22 protein-coding genes are annotated in these 15,062 nt (G+C 55.2%); 3 read left to right on the plus strand and 19 right to left on the minus strand.

The features are described 5' to 3' along the window. Window positions 1-45: 45 nt before the first annotated feature. The 15 genes from AC27IT_RS06630 to AC27IT_RS06700 form a co-directional block, all read right to left on the minus strand. Window positions 46-258, minus strand: a complete 213-nt coding sequence (locus AC27IT_RS06630; protein ID WP_005827283.1) for a DUF2273 domain-containing protein — start codon at window positions 256-258, stop codon at window positions 46-48. Between the two features lie 12 nt (window positions 259-270). Next, window positions 271-828: an alkaline shock response membrane anchor protein AmaP gene (amaP, locus tag AC27IT_RS06635; RefSeq protein WP_025843725.1), complete on the minus strand. Its 558-nt coding sequence runs from the start codon at window positions 826-828 to the stop codon at window positions 271-273. A 149-nt stretch (window positions 829-977) separates the two neighbouring features. Next, window positions 978-1,394 (minus strand): Asp23/Gls24 family envelope stress response protein, encoded by a 417-nt coding sequence (locus AC27IT_RS06640; RefSeq protein ID WP_005827279.1) that lies wholly within the window; start codon window positions 1,392-1,394, stop codon window positions 978-980. A gap of 70 nt (window positions 1,395-1,464) precedes the next feature. Continuing rightward, window positions 1,465-2,820: an acetyl-CoA carboxylase biotin carboxylase subunit gene (gene accC / locus AC27IT_RS06645; RefSeq protein ID WP_487091688.1), complete on the minus strand. Its 1,356-nt coding sequence runs from the start codon at window positions 2,818-2,820 to the stop codon at window positions 1,465-1,467. A 16-nt stretch (window positions 2,821-2,836) separates the two neighbouring features. Continuing rightward, entirely contained in the window at window positions 2,837-3,349 is a 513-nt protein-coding gene (gene accB, locus AC27IT_RS06650) for an acetyl-CoA carboxylase biotin carboxyl carrier protein (protein WP_005827276.1), read from the minus strand. A 213-nt stretch (window positions 3,350-3,562) separates the two neighbouring features. After that, window positions 3,563-4,225: a SpoIIIAH-like family protein gene (locus AC27IT_RS06655; RefSeq protein ID WP_005827274.1), complete on the minus strand. Its 663-nt coding sequence runs from the start codon at window positions 4,223-4,225 to the stop codon at window positions 3,563-3,565. Between the two features lie 13 nt (window positions 4,226-4,238). After that, window positions 4,239-4,877, minus strand: coding sequence for a stage III sporulation protein AG (gene spoIIIAG, locus AC27IT_RS06660; RefSeq protein ID WP_005827272.1), 639 nt, complete (start codon window positions 4,875-4,877; stop codon window positions 4,239-4,241). Between the two features lie 31 nt (window positions 4,878-4,908). Then, window positions 4,909-5,586 (minus strand): stage III sporulation protein AF, encoded by a 678-nt coding sequence (spoIIIAF, locus tag AC27IT_RS06665; RefSeq protein WP_025843724.1) that lies wholly within the window; start codon window positions 5,584-5,586, stop codon window positions 4,909-4,911. Window positions 5,587-5,594: 8 nt separating this feature from the next. Further along, window positions 5,595-6,782, minus strand: coding sequence for a stage III sporulation protein AE (spoIIIAE, locus tag AC27IT_RS06670; protein WP_340673808.1), 1,188 nt, complete (start codon window positions 6,780-6,782; stop codon window positions 5,595-5,597). 16 nt (window positions 6,783-6,798) lie between these two features. Then, the gene (gene spoIIIAD / locus AC27IT_RS06675) at window positions 6,799-7,188 is read right to left on the minus strand and encodes a stage III sporulation protein AD (protein WP_005827266.1); all 390 of its coding nucleotides are present in this window, start codon (window positions 7,186-7,188) and stop codon (window positions 6,799-6,801) included. 13 nt (window positions 7,189-7,201) lie between these two features. Continuing rightward, window positions 7,202-7,405, minus strand: a complete 204-nt coding sequence (spoIIIAC, locus tag AC27IT_RS06680) for a stage III sporulation protein AC (RefSeq protein ID WP_005827263.1) — start codon at window positions 7,403-7,405, stop codon at window positions 7,202-7,204. A 16-nt stretch (window positions 7,406-7,421) separates the two neighbouring features. After that, window positions 7,422-7,940, minus strand: a complete 519-nt coding sequence (gene spoIIIAB / locus AC27IT_RS06685; protein ID WP_005827261.1) for a stage III sporulation protein SpoIIIAB — start codon at window positions 7,938-7,940, stop codon at window positions 7,422-7,424. Then, the gene (gene spoIIIAA, locus AC27IT_RS06690) at window positions 7,928-8,890 is read right to left on the minus strand and encodes a stage III sporulation protein AA (RefSeq protein ID WP_007785609.1); all 963 of its coding nucleotides are present in this window, start codon (window positions 8,888-8,890) and stop codon (window positions 7,928-7,930) included. The genes spoIIIAB and spoIIIAA overlap by 13 nt, the downstream gene beginning before the upstream one ends. Before the next feature lie 193 nt (window positions 8,891-9,083). After that, window positions 9,084-9,566 (minus strand): CD1247 N-terminal domain-containing protein, encoded by a 483-nt coding sequence (locus AC27IT_RS06695; RefSeq protein WP_005827255.1) that lies wholly within the window; start codon window positions 9,564-9,566, stop codon window positions 9,084-9,086. A gap of 85 nt (window positions 9,567-9,651) precedes the next feature. Continuing rightward, a complete protein-coding gene (locus AC27IT_RS06700; protein ID WP_005827253.1) occupies window positions 9,652-9,915 on the minus strand; it encodes a YqhV family protein in 264 nt (87 codons plus the stop codon). A 151-nt stretch (window positions 9,916-10,066) separates the two neighbouring features. Here AC27IT_RS06700 and comA point away from each other — a divergent pair, with 151 nt between their 5' ends. The 3 genes from comA to AC27IT_RS06715 are packed head-to-tail and all read left to right on the plus strand — an operon-like array spanning window position 10,067 to window position 12,105. Then, window positions 10,067-10,888, plus strand: a complete 822-nt coding sequence (comA, locus tag AC27IT_RS06705) for a phosphosulfolactate synthase (RefSeq protein ID WP_487091689.1) — start codon at window positions 10,067-10,069, stop codon at window positions 10,886-10,888. Continuing rightward, the gene (locus AC27IT_RS06710) at window positions 10,879-11,595 is read left to right on the plus strand and encodes a 2-phosphosulfolactate phosphatase (RefSeq protein WP_238500537.1); all 717 of its coding nucleotides are present in this window, start codon (window positions 10,879-10,881) and stop codon (window positions 11,593-11,595) included. Before comA ends, AC27IT_RS06710 begins: the two co-directional genes overlap by 10 nt. 39 nt (window positions 11,596-11,634) lie before the next feature. Beyond that, complete coding sequence (locus AC27IT_RS06715) at window positions 11,635-12,105, plus strand: DUF441 domain-containing protein (RefSeq protein ID WP_025843720.1); 471 nt, start codon at window positions 11,635-11,637, stop codon at window positions 12,103-12,105. A 127-nt stretch (window positions 12,106-12,232) separates the two neighbouring features. Here AC27IT_RS06715 and efp read toward each other — a convergent pair whose 3' ends face one another. From efp to AC27IT_RS06735, 4 genes are all read right to left on the minus strand, one after another. Further along, entirely contained in the window at window positions 12,233-12,790 is a 558-nt protein-coding gene (gene efp / locus AC27IT_RS06720) for an elongation factor P (RefSeq protein ID WP_005827245.1), read from the minus strand. Between the two features lie 42 nt (window positions 12,791-12,832). Continuing rightward, complete coding sequence (locus AC27IT_RS06725; RefSeq protein ID WP_005827243.1) at window positions 12,833-13,903, minus strand: M24 family metallopeptidase; 1,071 nt, start codon at window positions 13,901-13,903, stop codon at window positions 12,833-12,835. Window positions 13,904-13,938: 35 nt separating this feature from the next. Next, window positions 13,939-14,379, minus strand: coding sequence for a type II 3-dehydroquinate dehydratase (aroQ, locus tag AC27IT_RS06730; protein WP_005827241.1), 441 nt, complete (start codon window positions 14,377-14,379; stop codon window positions 13,939-13,941). 153 nt (window positions 14,380-14,532) lie between these two features. After that, the gene (locus AC27IT_RS06735; RefSeq protein ID WP_025843719.1) at window positions 14,533-15,042 is read right to left on the minus strand and encodes a YqhR family membrane protein; all 510 of its coding nucleotides are present in this window, start codon (window positions 15,040-15,042) and stop codon (window positions 14,533-14,535) included. Window positions 15,043-15,062: the final 20 nt, after the last annotated feature.

Raw genomic sequence — 15,062 nt, forward strand, 5'->3', positions numbered from 1 at the left:
TAATTAAAGTCAGCAGGGGAGCAAATTCCTTCCCCTCTTAATCTGCTACCGAAACTTGCCAGGCAGAATCCGATCCAGTATTTCGCGCAAGTCTTCCTTATGGTCGAGCTTGCGACCGATGTAATAGCCGGTCCCGACAAACACAACAAAGACTAGTGTATTCCAAAAACCGACGAGAAGGTAGATGATGCCGAAAAAAATTCCGGCCAAAATCCCCATTAGCTTCCCCTTGTGTTCCCACAATAACTCCCACATCATGGACTTCACCTTCTATTCCACTCGCTTGCGAGCCGCGTAGTTTTCTTGCTGAGCCACTTCCGTTACCACAACCGACACTTCGGAAATCACGACGCCAGCAATTCCTTCGACTTGCTCCTTCACGTCTGCCTGCAACTTTTGCGTCAGCTCCGGCAACGGGGTCTCGCCATCGACGGAAACGCGCAAGGTGATGATGTTCCCACTCTCCAGCGCTTTGACTGCCGTTTTCATATCGCGCACGCCTTTTACGCGCCGGGCAGCGCGCTCGGCAATCGTCTGGATCGTCTGCATCGTAATGTGGACTTCGCCAAGATCACTGCGCTGGCGAATGCCACGATCAATTTTTGGCTTCGTGGAACGAAAAGAACTGAAAAAGAAGCGAAGACTCACAACGAGGAAAATAATCGCGACGATGAGATACGTGATGTTCGTTCCCGCCAGCATTTGCTCGACATAAGGGCGGAAAAACTCGGGTGAAATCAAACCGCTGGTGGCAGCTATCGCGATGCAGGACAAAATAATCAGCGCAAAGCTGTAAATCGTCAAAATAAAGCGGTCAAACAAATTCACATGCATCTCTCCTTTTCGCCGTGTTTGAAAGGAGACAAACAGGGCACGGTCAAAGGCTAATTCCCCGCCTTAGCCAAGGCTTGGCAAAACAACTGACTTGGAATGAGGAAAATGCCCCCTGTCAGTAGGGGGCATCCATCCGGTGCATGTTAGCGCACACGCTGGTAATCTTCGACTACAGGCGTCGCCGGAGCTTTTTCTTCGGCTTTCAGCTCTACATCGACGATATGTACGTTTACTTCCACCACCGAAAGTCCGGTCATTCCTTCGATCGCATTGCGCACACTATCTTGAATATTACGAGCGACGTCTGGAATCCGGTGTCCGTACTTGACAATGATGGAGACATCCACTGCCGCTTCGCGGGAGCCAACCTCCACGCGAACGCCGCGAGCTATATTTTTACGGCCTAATCGTTCAGCTATTTCCCCTACGAAACCGCCGCTCATCTGTGCTACGCCTTCCACCTCGGACGCAGCCATGCCGGCGATCACTTCCAGTACTTCGGGAGCGATCTGGACCTTTCCAAGCTCTGTTCTATCTAAATCCGGAGTAAACTCTTCCATGCTTCGCACCTCCCTTTAGATTTGTAATTCATTATACCAAGCGCACCGTTTTTTTACAAATCAGCCTTGATTATTCTTCATCCATGTTCAATTCGTAGTTTTCCAGGAACTTGGTGTCGAAGTGACCGCTCACGAACACTTCATGCTCCAGCACTTTTTGATGGAACGGAATCGTCGTGGTGATGCCGTCGATGACAAATTCGCCGAGTGCGCGCTTCATCCGTTCGATCGCCTCGTTGCGGTCCTTGCCCCAGACGATCAGCTTGGCGATCATGGAGTCGTAGTAAGGCGGAATGGAATAGCCCGCATAGGCAGCGCTGTCCACCCGCACGCCGAAACCGCCCGGAGGCAAGTATTCGGTGATGCGTCCAGGTGACGGCATGAAGTTTTTCGCCGGGTTCTCTGCGTTGATCCGGCATTCGATCGCCCAGCCGTCAAGCTTGATGTCTTCCTGCGTAAAGGACAGCGGCTCTCCCGCTGCTACCGTGAGCTGCTCCTTGATTAAGTCGAAGCCCGTAACCAGCTCGGTCACCGGATGCTCTACCTGAATCCGCGTGTTCATTTCCATAAAGTAAAACTGTCCGTGCTTGTCCAGCAAAAATTCAACCGTACCGGCTCCGTGATAGGAAACCGCTTTGGCCGCCGCGACAGCCGCTTCGCCCATTTGCTTGCGCGTCTCCTCGCTCAAGGCAGGCGATGGCGCTTCTTCAATCAGCTTTTGGTGACGGCGCTGGATGGAGCAGTCCCGCTCGCCCAGGTAGACCGCGTTGCCATGCTTGTCGGCCATGATCTGGATTTCGACGTGACGCGGACCTTCGACGAATTTTTCCAGGTACACGCCCGGGTTGCCGAAAGCGGTTTTCGCCTCGTTTTGCGCCTGGCGGATCGCCTTTTCCAAATCTTCGTCGTCGACCGCTACGCGCATGCCGCGTCCGCCGCCGCCCGCAGTCGCTTTGACCATCACCGGATAGCCGATTTCGTTGGCTGTCCGGATGGCGCTCTCGATATCCTCAATCAGCCCTTCTGTCCCCGGGACAGTCGGCACCCCGGCCGCTTTCATCGTATCTTTTGCCGTGGACTTGTCGCCCATCTTCACGATCGCTTCCGGATCAGGACCGATAAAGGTGATGTTGCATGCCGCGCAAATCTCGGCAAAGTCAGCGTTCTCCGCCAAAAATCCGTAGCCCGGGTGAATCGCGTCTACGCCCACCTTGGTCGCCACGCTCATGATGTTCGCTATGTTCAGATAACTTTCCTTAGATGCTTTTGGACCAATACAGTAAGCTTCGTCGGCCATTTTCACATGAAGCGCTTCACGATCCGCTTCGGAGTAGACAGCGACCGTACGAATGCCCAGCTCGCGGCATGCCCGGATGATCCGAACGGCAATCTCCCCGCGATTGGCAATCAATACTTTTTGAAACATTTCGCTCTCCCCCACCTTATTCTGGCTTCACCAAAAACAGTGCTTGACCGTATTCAACGAGCTGGCCGTCTTCGACCAGCACTTTGACGATCTCGCCATGTACTTCTGCTTCGATTTCGTTGAACAGCTTCATCGCTTCCACGATGCAGACGACCTTGTTCGGATTGACCTTGTCGCCAGCTTGTACATAAGGAGGCTTACCAGGCTCTGGTGCGCTGTAGAAGGTTCCGACCATCGGCGAGACGATCTTGTGCAGGTTCGCGTCGTCAACAGCAGGAGCGCTCGGAGCAGCTTTCGGCGCTTCCGCCGCAACAGGCGCTGCTTGCACAGGCGCTGGAGCCGCCGCTACTGGCGCAGCCGCAACAGGAGCCGCGGCCTGGGCTTGTACGACTGGTTGTGTCACTACTACTGTCTCTGTACCGCTGGATTTCTTCAGAGTCACTTTTGCCCCTTCGGTCTCCAGTTTAAATTCATTAATGGAAGATTGATCGATCAGCTTAATAATTTCTCGGATTTCATGAATTTTCATGACGAAAAAGCACTCCTTCGTTTGTTTCAATAGCGGAACAGGGAGTCCCATATGTATCCTTTTTGGCAAACCATAAATCCATGGTAGCCTGTTGCCCATACCACGTCAAGAAAGGATTTCCCCGCTTCCTGCCGAGAGGAAGCGAGAAAATCCTTACCAGCATGCCCACTTCAGGGGCCGCTTATAACGGGTAGCTCAGCTTGTTTTCGCCAGTCAGGACGCCTTGAACTGGACGTTGATGTTCGTCGCCGGCATGTTCAAATGCTGCTTGACCTGGGCGATGATTTCCACCACTTCGTTTGCGCTCAGTTTGTCTTTTTGCACAATCACAGTAGCTTTGTCGTTCTTGATGAGGACGACCGCATCCTGGTAGCCGCTCGCCTTGAGCATTTCTTCCACGTTCATCGTAGCCGTCTCCAACGTGGACAGCTCGTCGTACTTGGCCTTGGCTTCGGCTACCGCCTGCGGAGTAGCATCGGCATTGTTGATAATCGCGAGCTGCTCATCCTTTTGCTGCTGGATTTGCGCTTCCCGATTCAGCTTGAAGCCCTGGAAAACTTCGGCCGCCGTCTCGGCTACCGGAACGACCGCGTTGCCAGAAGTTTGCTTCGCTTCTTCAGGAGCTGGCGTTTGCCCGACAGGAGTCGTTGCTTCCTGCTTGCCATCCTTGGCATCGACCGCAGTAGCGCCTGGAGCCTGCTCGACTTGCTTGGTCTCCACCTCCACGCCGGAAATCTGCTCTTGCTTCTGGACTGCCTGCTCTTGTCCCGAGGTCGGAATCTGCTCTTGCGGCCCCTTCACCAAATAGTAGCCGGAGAGTACCACCATTACAGCCAGCATCGTCAACAACCAAACTGTTTGCTTGCGCAGAATCATTCGCCATTACCTCCTACCCTTTTTTGGGCAATATGGATATCTTGTAAGCGGGAACATCCAAAACCTTTTGCACGGCCTCGGTGATCCACGCTTTTACCTGGATGTTGTCGGCCCCTTTGGCCACGACCAGCACCCCCCGGACGCGCGGCTTCAATGTCTTGACGATGACGGGCTGGTCTTGCTTGCCGCCCTGGACAATGACGACCTGCGAATCGCGCGATTGGTCACTCTGATTCCGGGTTGCCTTTTCCTTATCCATCTCCTGGTTGACCGAGGAGCGGACATTCGTGTTTTTCTCGACGACCAGCTCCGGTGTCGATTCCAGATTGACCATGACTTCCACCTCTCCCACGCCGACTACACTCGCGAGGATATCGCGAAGCTGGGATTCGTAGATGTTTTCGTACTCCGCGATAATGTCCGGCGCGGGCGACCCGCCGAGCACCGGAGACGTCGCATCGCCTGATGGCTGCGGCGACGTCTCGCCGGAGTTTATCGCGAATCCGAGCGGCTGATCTTTTTCGACGTGCAGAAAATCCGTCAAGATCATGACAGCAATCCCGATGCCAAGGACGACGATCAAATAGTGCAGCGGCTTGAGCTTTTTGTTGCTGCCGTTTCCTTCCCACAGTTTTTTCAGCTTTTCCAGCATTTTTCTCACCTCGCTTGTGTCGACAGCGCCATTACTGTTTTTCTCTTTCCCTGGACTCGTCTTTGATAATGACCTGCTCTTTGGAAAGCCCCCATTGTGCGGCCAGATCGCTCGCCATCCGGCTCATCAGCGGATTGTCCTCGCGCGCCGCCACCTCGACTTCCTGTTTGGGCTCCTGCGCCTCGCCAATCGTGACCTCCACCGGGGCGATGGGCGTAATCGGCTTGATCGGCTGGACCTGCTGCGACCCGTTCTGGTCCGGGGCGCTGTCCGCTTCGCCGATCACCAGCTCCATGCGGGACAAGGTCGGCTCTCCCTGCTGCTTCTGCTCGATCACGACTGCCACGTCCGCGACCTCCACACCGTAATCGGCCTTGATTTGCGCCTTCACAGCGGCTGCTACCTGCGCCTGCACGTAAGCGGTCATCTGCTCGTTTTGCTGTCCCAGAAGCTTGTCAGTCATTTTTTTCCATTCGACAGAGGCCGGTTTGTTCAGCTCTTGCTGGTAGCGATCCAGCCGGAGGGCGAGATCATCCTGCGACAGACTGAACAGGCTGAACACCGGGGAGATGATCGTCAACAAAAGGATCAGCCCCATGACCATTTTCACGTAGCGCTGCAAGGTCGTATTGGGCAGGATCAGATCGAGAAAGGCTGCCAGGAGGACGAGCAGGATGATTTTTTTCAGCCAAAGCGTTAACCATGTCATGTCATCACCTACCGAACCATCATGGAGATATTACCTGCCGCAATGATGATGGTAATCGCCAGAAAGAACATCAAGCCCACCGTCGCCAGCGCGGCGAAGACGAACAGGAGACTTTTTCCGATCGTGCCGAGCGCACTGATGATCGGACTGTTCCCGAGCGGCTGCAACACAGCGGATGACAGGTTGTAGATCAGAGAGAGCACCAGTATCTTGAGAGCCGGGAACGCGCACAAGAATAGGAGGATGACCACTCCGGCCAGACCGACTGCATTTTTGACCAGAAGCGATGCGTTCAGAACCGTATCGGCTGCGTCGGAGAACATGCGCCCGACGAGCGGAATGAAGTTGCCGGTAAGGTATTTGGCCGTCCGCAGGGTGACCCCGTCTGCGACAGCCGAGGTGGCGCCCTGAATCGAGATGACGGCGAGAAAAATCGTCAGGAAGGACCCGAGGACGCCCATTGCGATGTTTCTGAGCAGGGTGGCCAGTTGGGTAACCTTGTAGCGTTCGGAAAACAGGCTGACGATGGAGAGCATGGCCGACAAAAACAAGAGCGGGAACACCACGTACGTAATCATCATGCCGCTGATGTTAATCATGAAAATAATCAGCGGGTGAAACATGGTCGCTGTCGCGAGGTTGCCCACCGAAGCCAGGAGGGCGATGACAAGCGGGATCATGGCGAGCATGAAATCCGTCATGCTGCTGATCGCGTCCTTGGCGTAAGTGATGGCGAGGTGAAAGCTGTTGATGGCCAACACCATCAAAACGAGATAAGCGATGGAATAGGCCACGGTAGAAACGGCGTTTCGTTCGAAAGCATTTTGCATCGTCTCCAGGATCATGGCAAACACCGTGATGATGATAATCGAGCTGAGCAGTTTGCCGTTCATCAAGATTTCGTGGAAGATGAATTTGCCCATCCCTTGCAGGACGCCAGAGATCGTCAGTTCCTCCTGCTGCATCAAAATCTGGATAAAGCCCTGGGATTTCAGATCCGGCAAGTAGCCTTTGTACTCCCGCTGAAGCTGCTGCCAATACTGCTCGACACGCTCCAGTTGCAGGTGATCGACTTGCTCTTCGACGATTTGGTTGATCGGGTTGGCTGCGGGTGCCCCGGCTGCATCGACCATTCCCGGCGACAGATAGAAAAAGAGTGCGAACCATAACAGGATCAATTTGCCAGTACGCGCCACAGACATCCCCCCTCCCTTACGCCGGCAGCAAGTCGATCACTGTTTCGATGATGATTTGGATAATCGGCACGGCCATGACCAGGATCAGCACTTTTCCCGCCAACTCGATTTTGGAGGCAATCGCCCCTTGTCCAGCATCGCGGGTCATTTGCGCCCCAAATTCTGCGATGTAGGCAATTCCGATAATTTTTAAAATCGTTTCCAGAAACACGAGGTTCAAATCTGCCTGGACCGCCAGCCTTTCCAGAATGCGAATGACTTCGGCGATTTTTCCTACCAGGAAGTAGAAAATGATGACGCCGCTCGCAATCGCCAAAAGAAAAGCGAACATCGGCTTTTGTTCTTTAATCACCAGGGCAAGTATGGTTGCGACCAGTCCAAGTCCAACGATTTGTACGATTTCCATCGAGAGCCCCTCCTCAGTTGAACAGGAAGACGCGTTTCACCTCAGAAAACAGGTCGCCGAGGTAGTGGGACACCATGTACAGGACGATGATGAATCCGACCAGTGTCGCCCAGTGCGCAATATCTTCCTTTCCCGCCTGTTTGAGGACCGTGTGCAAGATCGCTGTGATGAACCCTACCGCTCCGATCTGGAAAACAGGTGTCAAATCAAAATCCACTGTGAACACCTCGCCTTTAGAACATCAGGATGACGACCAAGAGCCCGCCGAGGAAGCCAAGACTTTTGTACATGCGTTCGTATTTTGCCTGCTCCGCCCGCGCTTCTTCCTCAAGTCCTCGCAGGTGGGTCACCGCAAGGCGCAGATGCTTTTGCTGGTCTTCCCTGTCGGATGACCCGAGAACCTGTCCGAGACTCGCGAGCACCTCCCGCTCCTGCCGGCGCAGGGCCGTTTGCGCCCAATGCTTTCCCATCGCCTGCTGCAAGGAATCTTCGGCCGATTGCGCCTTTTCGCTGACCAAAAGCTCTGCGGCGTGCAGAAACACTTTGCCCACTTCCTCGGAGACGCGGCGACCCACTTTGACAAAAGCGCGGTGCAGCGGCGTCATGCCGTACACGATTTCCGTCTCCAGCATTTGCAAGGCGACCAGGAGCGCCCGTAGCTGAACCGGGCGATAGGCGTAGTACCTGCCGATCTGCCAGCCGACCATGGAAGCGGAGAACAGGATGAGCACCGCACCAATCAGCTTGACCATGCGACCTTCTCCTTTTCGAGCGGCTTCATGCTTTGGTCGTAGATCGCCTGGATCGTGCCCACGCCTTTCGCCCGGCTAAGCACGATATAGCGGGCAAACACGCCGTGTCGCACCAGGTTGCCGAGCATCGGGCGCCGGGCCACCTCCTGGATGTCGGCGCCATGCGCGGAGCAGATGACCGCGACTCCGGCATGAATCGCTTCCCAGACGGCATCCCCGTCCTCCGCCCGCCCCACCTCGTCCACGATCAGCACATCGGGAGACATGGAGCGAATCAGCATCATCATCCCTGCGGCTTTCGGGCAAGCGTCCAGCACATCTGTCCTGGGGCCGACATCTCGCTGCGGCACTCCCTGGAGACACCCGGCCAGCTCGGAACGCTCGTCCACAATCCCTACCTTGCGACTGGACGACCATTCACTCCCGTAGCTGAGGGAGCGGGCCATATCGCGCAAAAGCGTCGTCTTCCCGCATTGCGGCGGAGAGATCACCAGCGTACTCAGCACTTTGCCGCCTTCAAACAAATAGGGCATTACTTTTTGCGCAGCCCCTTTTTTCTCCCGGGCAATCCGGATATTGAAGCTGGTGATATCCCTGATGCCTTTGACATCCCCTTTGTCCAGCACCACTTTTCCTGCGATGCCGATGCGATGGCCGCCTACGACTGTAATGTAGCCCCGCTTCAGCTCTTCCTCCAGCGCGTACAAAGAATGCTGGCTGACCTGATTCAACAGCTTGACTGCGTGCTCTGCGGAAAAAATCCATCCTTTACTCGCGGTGGAGGTAAGCTGGCCTGTCGGCGTCACATAGCTGGATTGCTGGCCAAAGCGCACTTCCAACGGCTGATTTTGCCGAAGCCGTATCTCTTCCAAATGCTCTTTGACTGCGGAGGGAAGAGCAGTCAAAATCGAGCGTATGGCTTCTGGCAAGATCGCCATGATCTCTCTCACATCTGGTACCCTCCTTTTTGTGGCTGACTCTCGTTTGTCCACATTGACTTACCTCCATCCTATGCGCGGATGGACGAGATTTATGCTAAGACTCTTTTGGCAAAATGCGAAAAAGCAGCAGGCTCATTCGCGTGCCGCTGCAAACAAAAAAAGCTTGCCCCGGCGCTTTTGGCAGCACGCGGGGACAAGCTTTTTACGTAGGGTTGATCGGCTGGTATTCACGCTCGCCAGAAGACTGCTCGATGACGTAGTGGGTGTAGCCTTCCTCATCGTGGCCCTCTCGCAAGTGAATCTCTTTTTGGCAGTGCGGGCAGGAAAATTCGTAGCCGCCCGCCAGATATGCGTCGCCATCTGCTTCGTACAAATACGCGTCCTCGTCATCGTCGAGGTCGTAGCAGGTGGCGTACTCTATGTCGTCGTCTTCTATCGTTTCGTACAAGTCGTCGTCCTCTTCGAAAAGATAGAGTTCCACATCTTCGAGGTCTTCGTCCAGCGCCTCGACATAGTCCTCCGCCTCTTCCACGCGGGCGTGCAGCTCGCGGAACTGGGCGCACACCTCGTCCATGATCTCGATCATCTCTGCCATGATTTTGCCTTCCGCACTCTTTTCGCCCACATCCAGGCCGTCAGCCAGTCCACGCAAATAGGCGATTCGATTCGCCATCGCTTCGATCATCCCATTCCCTCCCATTGGTCTTTTGACACTAGCATTCCCAAGAGCGGCGCGGATTACCATTGGAAGGAACTGGCTCGTCGAATCGCTACTTGCGCACCCCGATCAGGATGCAGGAGATGCCGAGCAAAATCCAGGCGATTTTGGCAAAGCTGACCCGATCCGACATGCCGAGCAGGCCGATCGTCGTCGTCGTAATCAAAATGACAGGTCCGACAATCGCCAGCCCGGAATTGATGAGCAGCGCCTTTTCAACCTGATTGACCTTCAAAATGAGCAGGGCGGCCAAAATTTCGATGCTGCCTGACAAAACCCGCAGGGCGGCCATGCCCATAATCGCTTTTTCCCACATACCGTCTCGTCCTCCCCTCCGTTCACTCTATGCCTGTACCCGCTCATTTCAGCACTTGCGCTGGGCGATCGCCTACCGCCTTTCTTCTTCACTCCTGTTGTCAGATGGGCATACACTGAACCATACGCCTAGAAGAAATGAGGAAAATGCGATGGTAGACTGTGAGCATCCGTTTTTGCCCCCAAGCTGGGCGAATCCGTCCGGGCGCATGCGCGAAAAGCCCCGCCAGAAGGGGCTGACCATGGTCATTGACAAAGGACTGGGACTTACTGCTTACTTCGATTTACTGGATCTGGCTTCTCCTTATATGGATATATACAAACTCGGCTTTGGCACGACTGCCCTCTATCCGCCAAAAGTGCTCCGGCAAAAGCTCGATGCCGCGAAGGCTCACGGACTGCACATCATGCCTGGCGGAACCTTTTTCGAGGTCGCCATCCGGCACAGCACGATCAAGGAGTACATGCAGCAAATTCGTTCGCTCGGATTTTCCGCTGTGGAAATTTCCGACGGCACCTTTCCCCTCCCTTTTGAAAAACGCAAGGAGGCGATTGCGCTGGGCGTGGACGCCGGGCTTATCGTCTATACAGAGGTGGGCAAAAAGGCTGCCGGCTACCGCGCCCAGCGCCAGGAGCTGCTCGAAACGCTCGACTTTGACCTGACGGCCGGCGCCAGTTACGTCATCGTCGAAGCGCGGGAGAGCGGGACAGTCGGCGCCTTCGACGGAAACGGCAAGGTCGATCACACGTTTCTTCGGGACATTGTCTGGGCAGCGCAGGCCAACGCGGAGCGGCTCATCTGGGAAGCGCCACAAAAAGATCAGCAAGTGGGCTTGATTCAGGCTCTTGGCAGCGATGTCAACCTCGGCAACATCGCTTGCACGGACGTCTTGTCCGTCGAGACGCTGCGCCGGGGCCTGCGCGGGGATACGGCCCTGATTATGGAAGAGGGGAGGTCGGCTCCGTGCGAATAGAAGTAGTGCCGACAGTCGAGGAAATTCGCTTTGACCAGATCAGCAACCACGTCGTCATCGTCATCGACGTCCTGCGCGCTTCCAGCACGATCGTCACCGCGCTCGGAAACGGCTTTGTGTGCGTCATTCCCGTCGAGACGATCGGGCAGGCAAACTCGTTGCGCGCTGCCGACTGCCTGTTGGCTGGCGAGCGGCACTGCCGCAAAATTCCGGATTTTGACTGCAACAACTCGCCGACGGAAATCTCTGCGACCAAAAAGCCAGGCAAGCGCCTCGTGCTCACGACGACGAACGGAACGCGCGCGATCCAAAAGGCGGAGCGAGCCTCTGCGCTGCTGATCGGCTGCTTTTTAAACGCGACGGCCTGCATCAATCACGCGCTCACCTATCATCTCGATATTACGCTGTACTGCGCGGGCACGCGCTCCGAGTTCGCGCTCGAGGATGGGCTTGCCGCCGGGCTGATGATCGTGCAGGCGCAAAAAGCGTTGGCCAACATCCAGACTTGCGATCTGGGGGAAGCCTTGAAAGCGAGCTACCTGTATTACGCGGACAAATTGAGCGAGCAATTGCTGCAAACGACGACGGGAAAGCGGCTCGTCTCGCATCATTTTGCCGAGGATTTGCGCTTCTGCTCCCAGGTCGACCAGTTCCAGCTCGTCCCCTACGTCAAGGACAAACGCATACTCCCCCACCTTGTCTCATAAAGTGAAAGGAGAACAGGGACAGGGGTTTTGATGCCAATGATGATGTCTGGAGAAGTGATGCTTGTCATCCTGATCGTCATAGGGTTAATTGGCCGTTCACCGATTATCGCGACGGCAGCGAGCATTCTTTTGGTGCTGAAGCTGACGGCCCTGGAGCGCTTTTTCCCCACGGTCGAGCGTCGCGGCCTGGAACTTGGCCTGCTTTTTTTGACGATTTCCGTACTGGTCCCGTTTGCCAGCGAAAAAATATCGTGGAAAGATGTCACGCCGCTGTTTACGACAGTCGTCGGTTTCACAGCACTCGCAGGTGGCGCGATTGCCACCTGGATGAACGGCAAGGGGCTTGACCTGTTGCGCACCGAGCCGCACATGATTATCGGCCTCGTCATCGGGTCGATCATTGGCATCGTGTTTTTTCGCGGCATTCCCGTAGGCCCCCTCATGGCGGCAGGCATTACCGCTTTCGTGCTGAAGCTGTGGGAATGGTTTGGCGGGCGCTGGCCCCAATAAAAGCGGCAAGATCGGAAGTAAACGGCACCCCCCTTTTTCTCAGCGAAAAAGGGGGTTCTTGTCCGTACAAAAAAAAGCCGCACCCGAGCGGGCACAGCTTTTTCTTGTCCATTCTGTCGGTTACGCCTTACGCGCGAGAAACGTATGCCTCTGTACGCGTGTCGATAATCAGACGCTCGCCTTCTTCTACGAAGAGGGGAACGTTGACGACAAAGCCAGTTTCCAGCGTTGCTTTTTTGGTCACGTTGGAAGCGGTATCGCCTTTAACGCCTGGCTCACATTCCGTTACAACCAGTTCGACTGTGTTTGGCAACTGGATACCGATGGTTTCGCCGTTGTACTGCATGATTTGCACATTCATGTTTTCCTTGAGGAAACGCAGCTCGCGCTCGATCTGGCTACGAGTGAACGTCAGTTGCTCATAGGTTTCGGTGTTCATGAACGTGTACTCGTCACCGCTCGCATACAAGTATTGCATGGTGCTGGTTTCGATGCGGGCAGGGTTTACTTTTTCACCGCCGCGGAAAGTCATTTCTGTGGTGTTGCCGTTGCGCAGGTTGCGCAGTTTGGAGCGTACGAACGCCGCGCCTTTTCCTGGTTTTACGTGTTGGAATTCAAGCACGGTGTAGATGTTGCCGTCCACTTCGATCGTCAAACCGGTCCGAAAATCGTTTACAGAGATCATCGTTGTCCTCCCAAATCAATCAATAACGTAGAATAGTATAAATTACACGGGCAAAATGAGCAACTCTTTCGTAGACTTGTTGAGGTTCTCATGCCCGTCTGCGGTAATCAGCACGTCGTCCTCGATGCGCACGCCGCCCAGTCCGGTAATGTAAATGCCCGGCTCCATCGTCACGAGCATGCCTGGCTCCAGTACGAACGTGCTTGCGGTAGACAGACCTGGCAGCTCATGCACTTCGATGCCAAGGCCGTGACCCGCGCTGTGTCCGTACGCTTCGCCGTAGCCTGCCGCCGTGATGATGTCTCTCGTTGCGGCATCCGCTGCTTTTGCCGTCACGCCTGGCTTCAGCGCTTCCAGACCTGCCAGTTGCGCCCGCAGCACGATGTCGTAAATCTCTTTCATTTTCGCGCTCGGCTCTCCGACAGCGAGTGTGCGGGTAATGTCCGAGTTGTAGCCTTTGTAGGCAGCTCCGAAATCGAGCGTGACCATTTCGCCTGCCTCGATCACTTTTTCGCTGGCTCGTCCATGCGGCAGCGCACCGCGCACGCCGGACGCCACGATCATGTCAAAGGCAGAGCCTGTCGCGCCCTGCTTGCGCATGAAATACTCCAGCTCCAGCGCGACGTCCACCTCGCGCACGCCTGGGCGGATATATCCTTGAATATGCGCAAAAGCCGCTTCGGCAATTCCCACCGCTTCGCGGATGATGACCATTTCCGCCTCGTCTTTGAACATGCGGATTTTTTCCAGCAGGCCGCTTGTCGGGACGAGCTCTACGCCGTCAAAGCCTTTGCTCCACTCCTGATACGTGCCGAAGGAGATGCTGCTTTCGAACGCCAGTCGCTTGACGCCTTTTTCCTGCAGCAGCTTGGCGATCGCCTCGACGGCTTTGCGCTCGTTGTTGACGACCGTAAAATCCGGCGCCTGCTCCTGCGCTTGCTCCACGTAGCGGAAGTCTGTAACGAGGAACGCTTCTGTTTCGGTGACAACCACCCAGCCGGTCGAGCCGGTAAAGCCGCTCAGATAGAAGCGGTTTTCCGCTTTTTCCGTAATGAACGCATTCGCTCCCACTTGGGCAAGCGCTTCACGCAATTTATCCAAACGTTGTTTCATGGCAATCCGTTTCCCCTTTCGTCTATGCGAAGCCGTTATTTTTTTTCGATTTTGCGGACGAGCGCCCGCAGCGCCCACTCGTATCCGTCCATGCCCAAGCCGACCACCTGGCCGATCGCAACGGGCGCAATGACCGAGTGATGGCGAAATTCCTCGCGCGCGTGAATATTGGAAATATGTATTTCAATCGTCGGGAGCGCCACACTGGCGAGCGCATCGCGAATGGCATAGCTGTAGTGCGTGAATGCGCCAGGGTTAATCAAAATGCCGTCGTGAACGCCTCTTGCCTGGTGAATCGCATCAATCAGGACTCCCTCGTGATTGGACTGGCAGTGCGCAAGTTTGCCGCCCAGCTCGTCCATGACAGAAGACAGCTTGGCTACCAGATCGTCCAGCGTTTCCTTTCCGTAAATTTCTGGCTCCCGCGTTCCCAGCAAATTGAGATTGGGACCGTTCAACAGCAGAACGGAAGTCATTGTCATCCCTCCCCATATGTTTTTTCGCAAAAAGTTTTTTTACTAATGAAACATTTTACCACAAGCCATTCCCTGCACAACAGTAGGATGCAAAAATCGGCTAACATTGCGAATCTTCCGACTCTGGCAAACGAGAGGGGGCGATCCGCTCCCCTAGCGTTTTACACCGTGCCACTGCTCCTCGTCCGAATGCTCCAGGACGAGTGACATGCCGATGAACAACCCGTAAGACAAATACCAGGCACCTTCCGTGCTCAAGGTTCCTACTTCCCAATTCCCTATGCGAAAGAAGAATCCTGCAATCGCAAGCAAGATCGCGCCGTAGAGAAGTCCGGTCCACCAGGCGCGCATTTGCCCGAACAATAAGGAAAACAGGAAGCTTGCCAGAACCGTTTCCACAAACAGCACAATCGCCCCGAGCGCTACACCTGTCAGGCTGTCCTCCTCGAACCCGGTGAGCAGCGGCCGGGCAAACGCGCCGAGCCCGTACGGCGTCAAATTCAGGAAGTGCGCGAGCAGACGAATGATTCCCCATACAATCGTTCCCCAAAAAGCAAGCTCCACAATTTTCGCGCCCGCCGCCGGCTTGCGCCCCTCTTTGCCGCGCTCTTTTGGCTTGCCCCACAGCTCCTTGTGCCTTCGTGCAGCTTTGCCTGCTACCATTTCCTATCACCTCACACGTA

The sequence above is a fragment of the Brevibacillus sp. YAE8 genome (genome assembly GCF_057543335.1).

What these genes read in the sequence shown, in the direction of transcription:
- spoIIIAG (WP_005827272.1), bottom strand. Translation starts at nt 4,877, where the DNA reads ATGCTGGAAAAGCTGAAAAAACTGTGGGAAGGAAACGGCAGCAACAAA.
- efp (WP_005827245.1), bottom strand. Translation starts at nt 12,790, where the DNA reads ATGATCTCTGTAAACGATTTTCGGACCGGTTTGACGATCGAAGTGGAC.
- AC27IT_RS06700 (WP_005827253.1), bottom strand. Translation starts at nt 9,915, where the DNA reads ATGTGGGAAAAAGCGATTATGGGCATGGCCGCCCTGCGGGTTTTGTCA.
- spoIIIAF (WP_025843724.1), bottom strand. Translation starts at nt 5,586, where the DNA reads ATGACATGGTTAACGCTTTGGCTGAAAAAAATCATCCTGCTCGTCCTC.
- accC (WP_487091688.1), bottom strand. Translation starts at nt 2,820, where the DNA reads ATGTTTCAAAAAGTATTGATTGCCAATCGCGGGGAGATTGCCGTTCGG.
- AC27IT_RS06695 (WP_005827255.1), bottom strand. Translation starts at nt 9,566, where the DNA reads ATGATCGAAGCGATGGCGAATCGAATCGCCTATTTGCGTGGACTGGCT.
- spoIIIAB (WP_005827261.1), bottom strand. Translation starts at nt 7,940, where the DNA reads ATGGTCAAGCTGATTGGTGCGGTGCTCATCCTGTTCTCCGCTTCCATG.
- AC27IT_RS06640 (WP_005827279.1), bottom strand. Translation starts at nt 1,394, where the DNA reads ATGGAAGAGTTTACTCCGGATTTAGATAGAACAGAGCTTGGAAAGGTC.
- AC27IT_RS06715 (WP_025843720.1), top strand. Translation starts at nt 11,635, where the DNA reads ATGATGTCTGGAGAAGTGATGCTTGTCATCCTGATCGTCATAGGGTTA.
- comA (WP_487091689.1), top strand. Translation starts at nt 10,067, where the DNA reads ATGGTAGACTGTGAGCATCCGTTTTTGCCCCCAAGCTGGGCGAATCCG.
- aroQ (WP_005827241.1), bottom strand. Translation starts at nt 14,379, where the DNA reads ATGACTTCCGTTCTGCTGTTGAACGGTCCCAATCTCAATTTGCTGGGA.
- AC27IT_RS06655 (WP_005827274.1), bottom strand. Translation starts at nt 4,225, where the DNA reads ATGATTCTGCGCAAGCAAACAGTTTGGTTGTTGACGATGCTGGCTGTA.
- spoIIIAD (WP_005827266.1), bottom strand. Translation starts at nt 7,188, where the DNA reads ATGGAAATCGTACAAATCGTTGGACTTGGACTGGTCGCAACCATACTT.
- AC27IT_RS06725 (WP_005827243.1), bottom strand. Translation starts at nt 13,903, where the DNA reads ATGAAACAACGTTTGGATAAATTGCGTGAAGCGCTTGCCCAAGTGGGA.
- AC27IT_RS06735 (WP_025843719.1), bottom strand. Translation starts at nt 15,042, where the DNA reads ATGGTAGCAGGCAAAGCTGCACGAAGGCACAAGGAGCTGTGGGGCAAG.
- accB (WP_005827276.1), bottom strand. Translation starts at nt 3,349, where the DNA reads ATGAAAATTCATGAAATCCGAGAAATTATTAAGCTGATCGATCAATCT.
- AC27IT_RS06630 (WP_005827283.1), bottom strand. Translation starts at nt 258, where the DNA reads ATGATGTGGGAGTTATTGTGGGAACACAAGGGGAAGCTAATGGGGATT.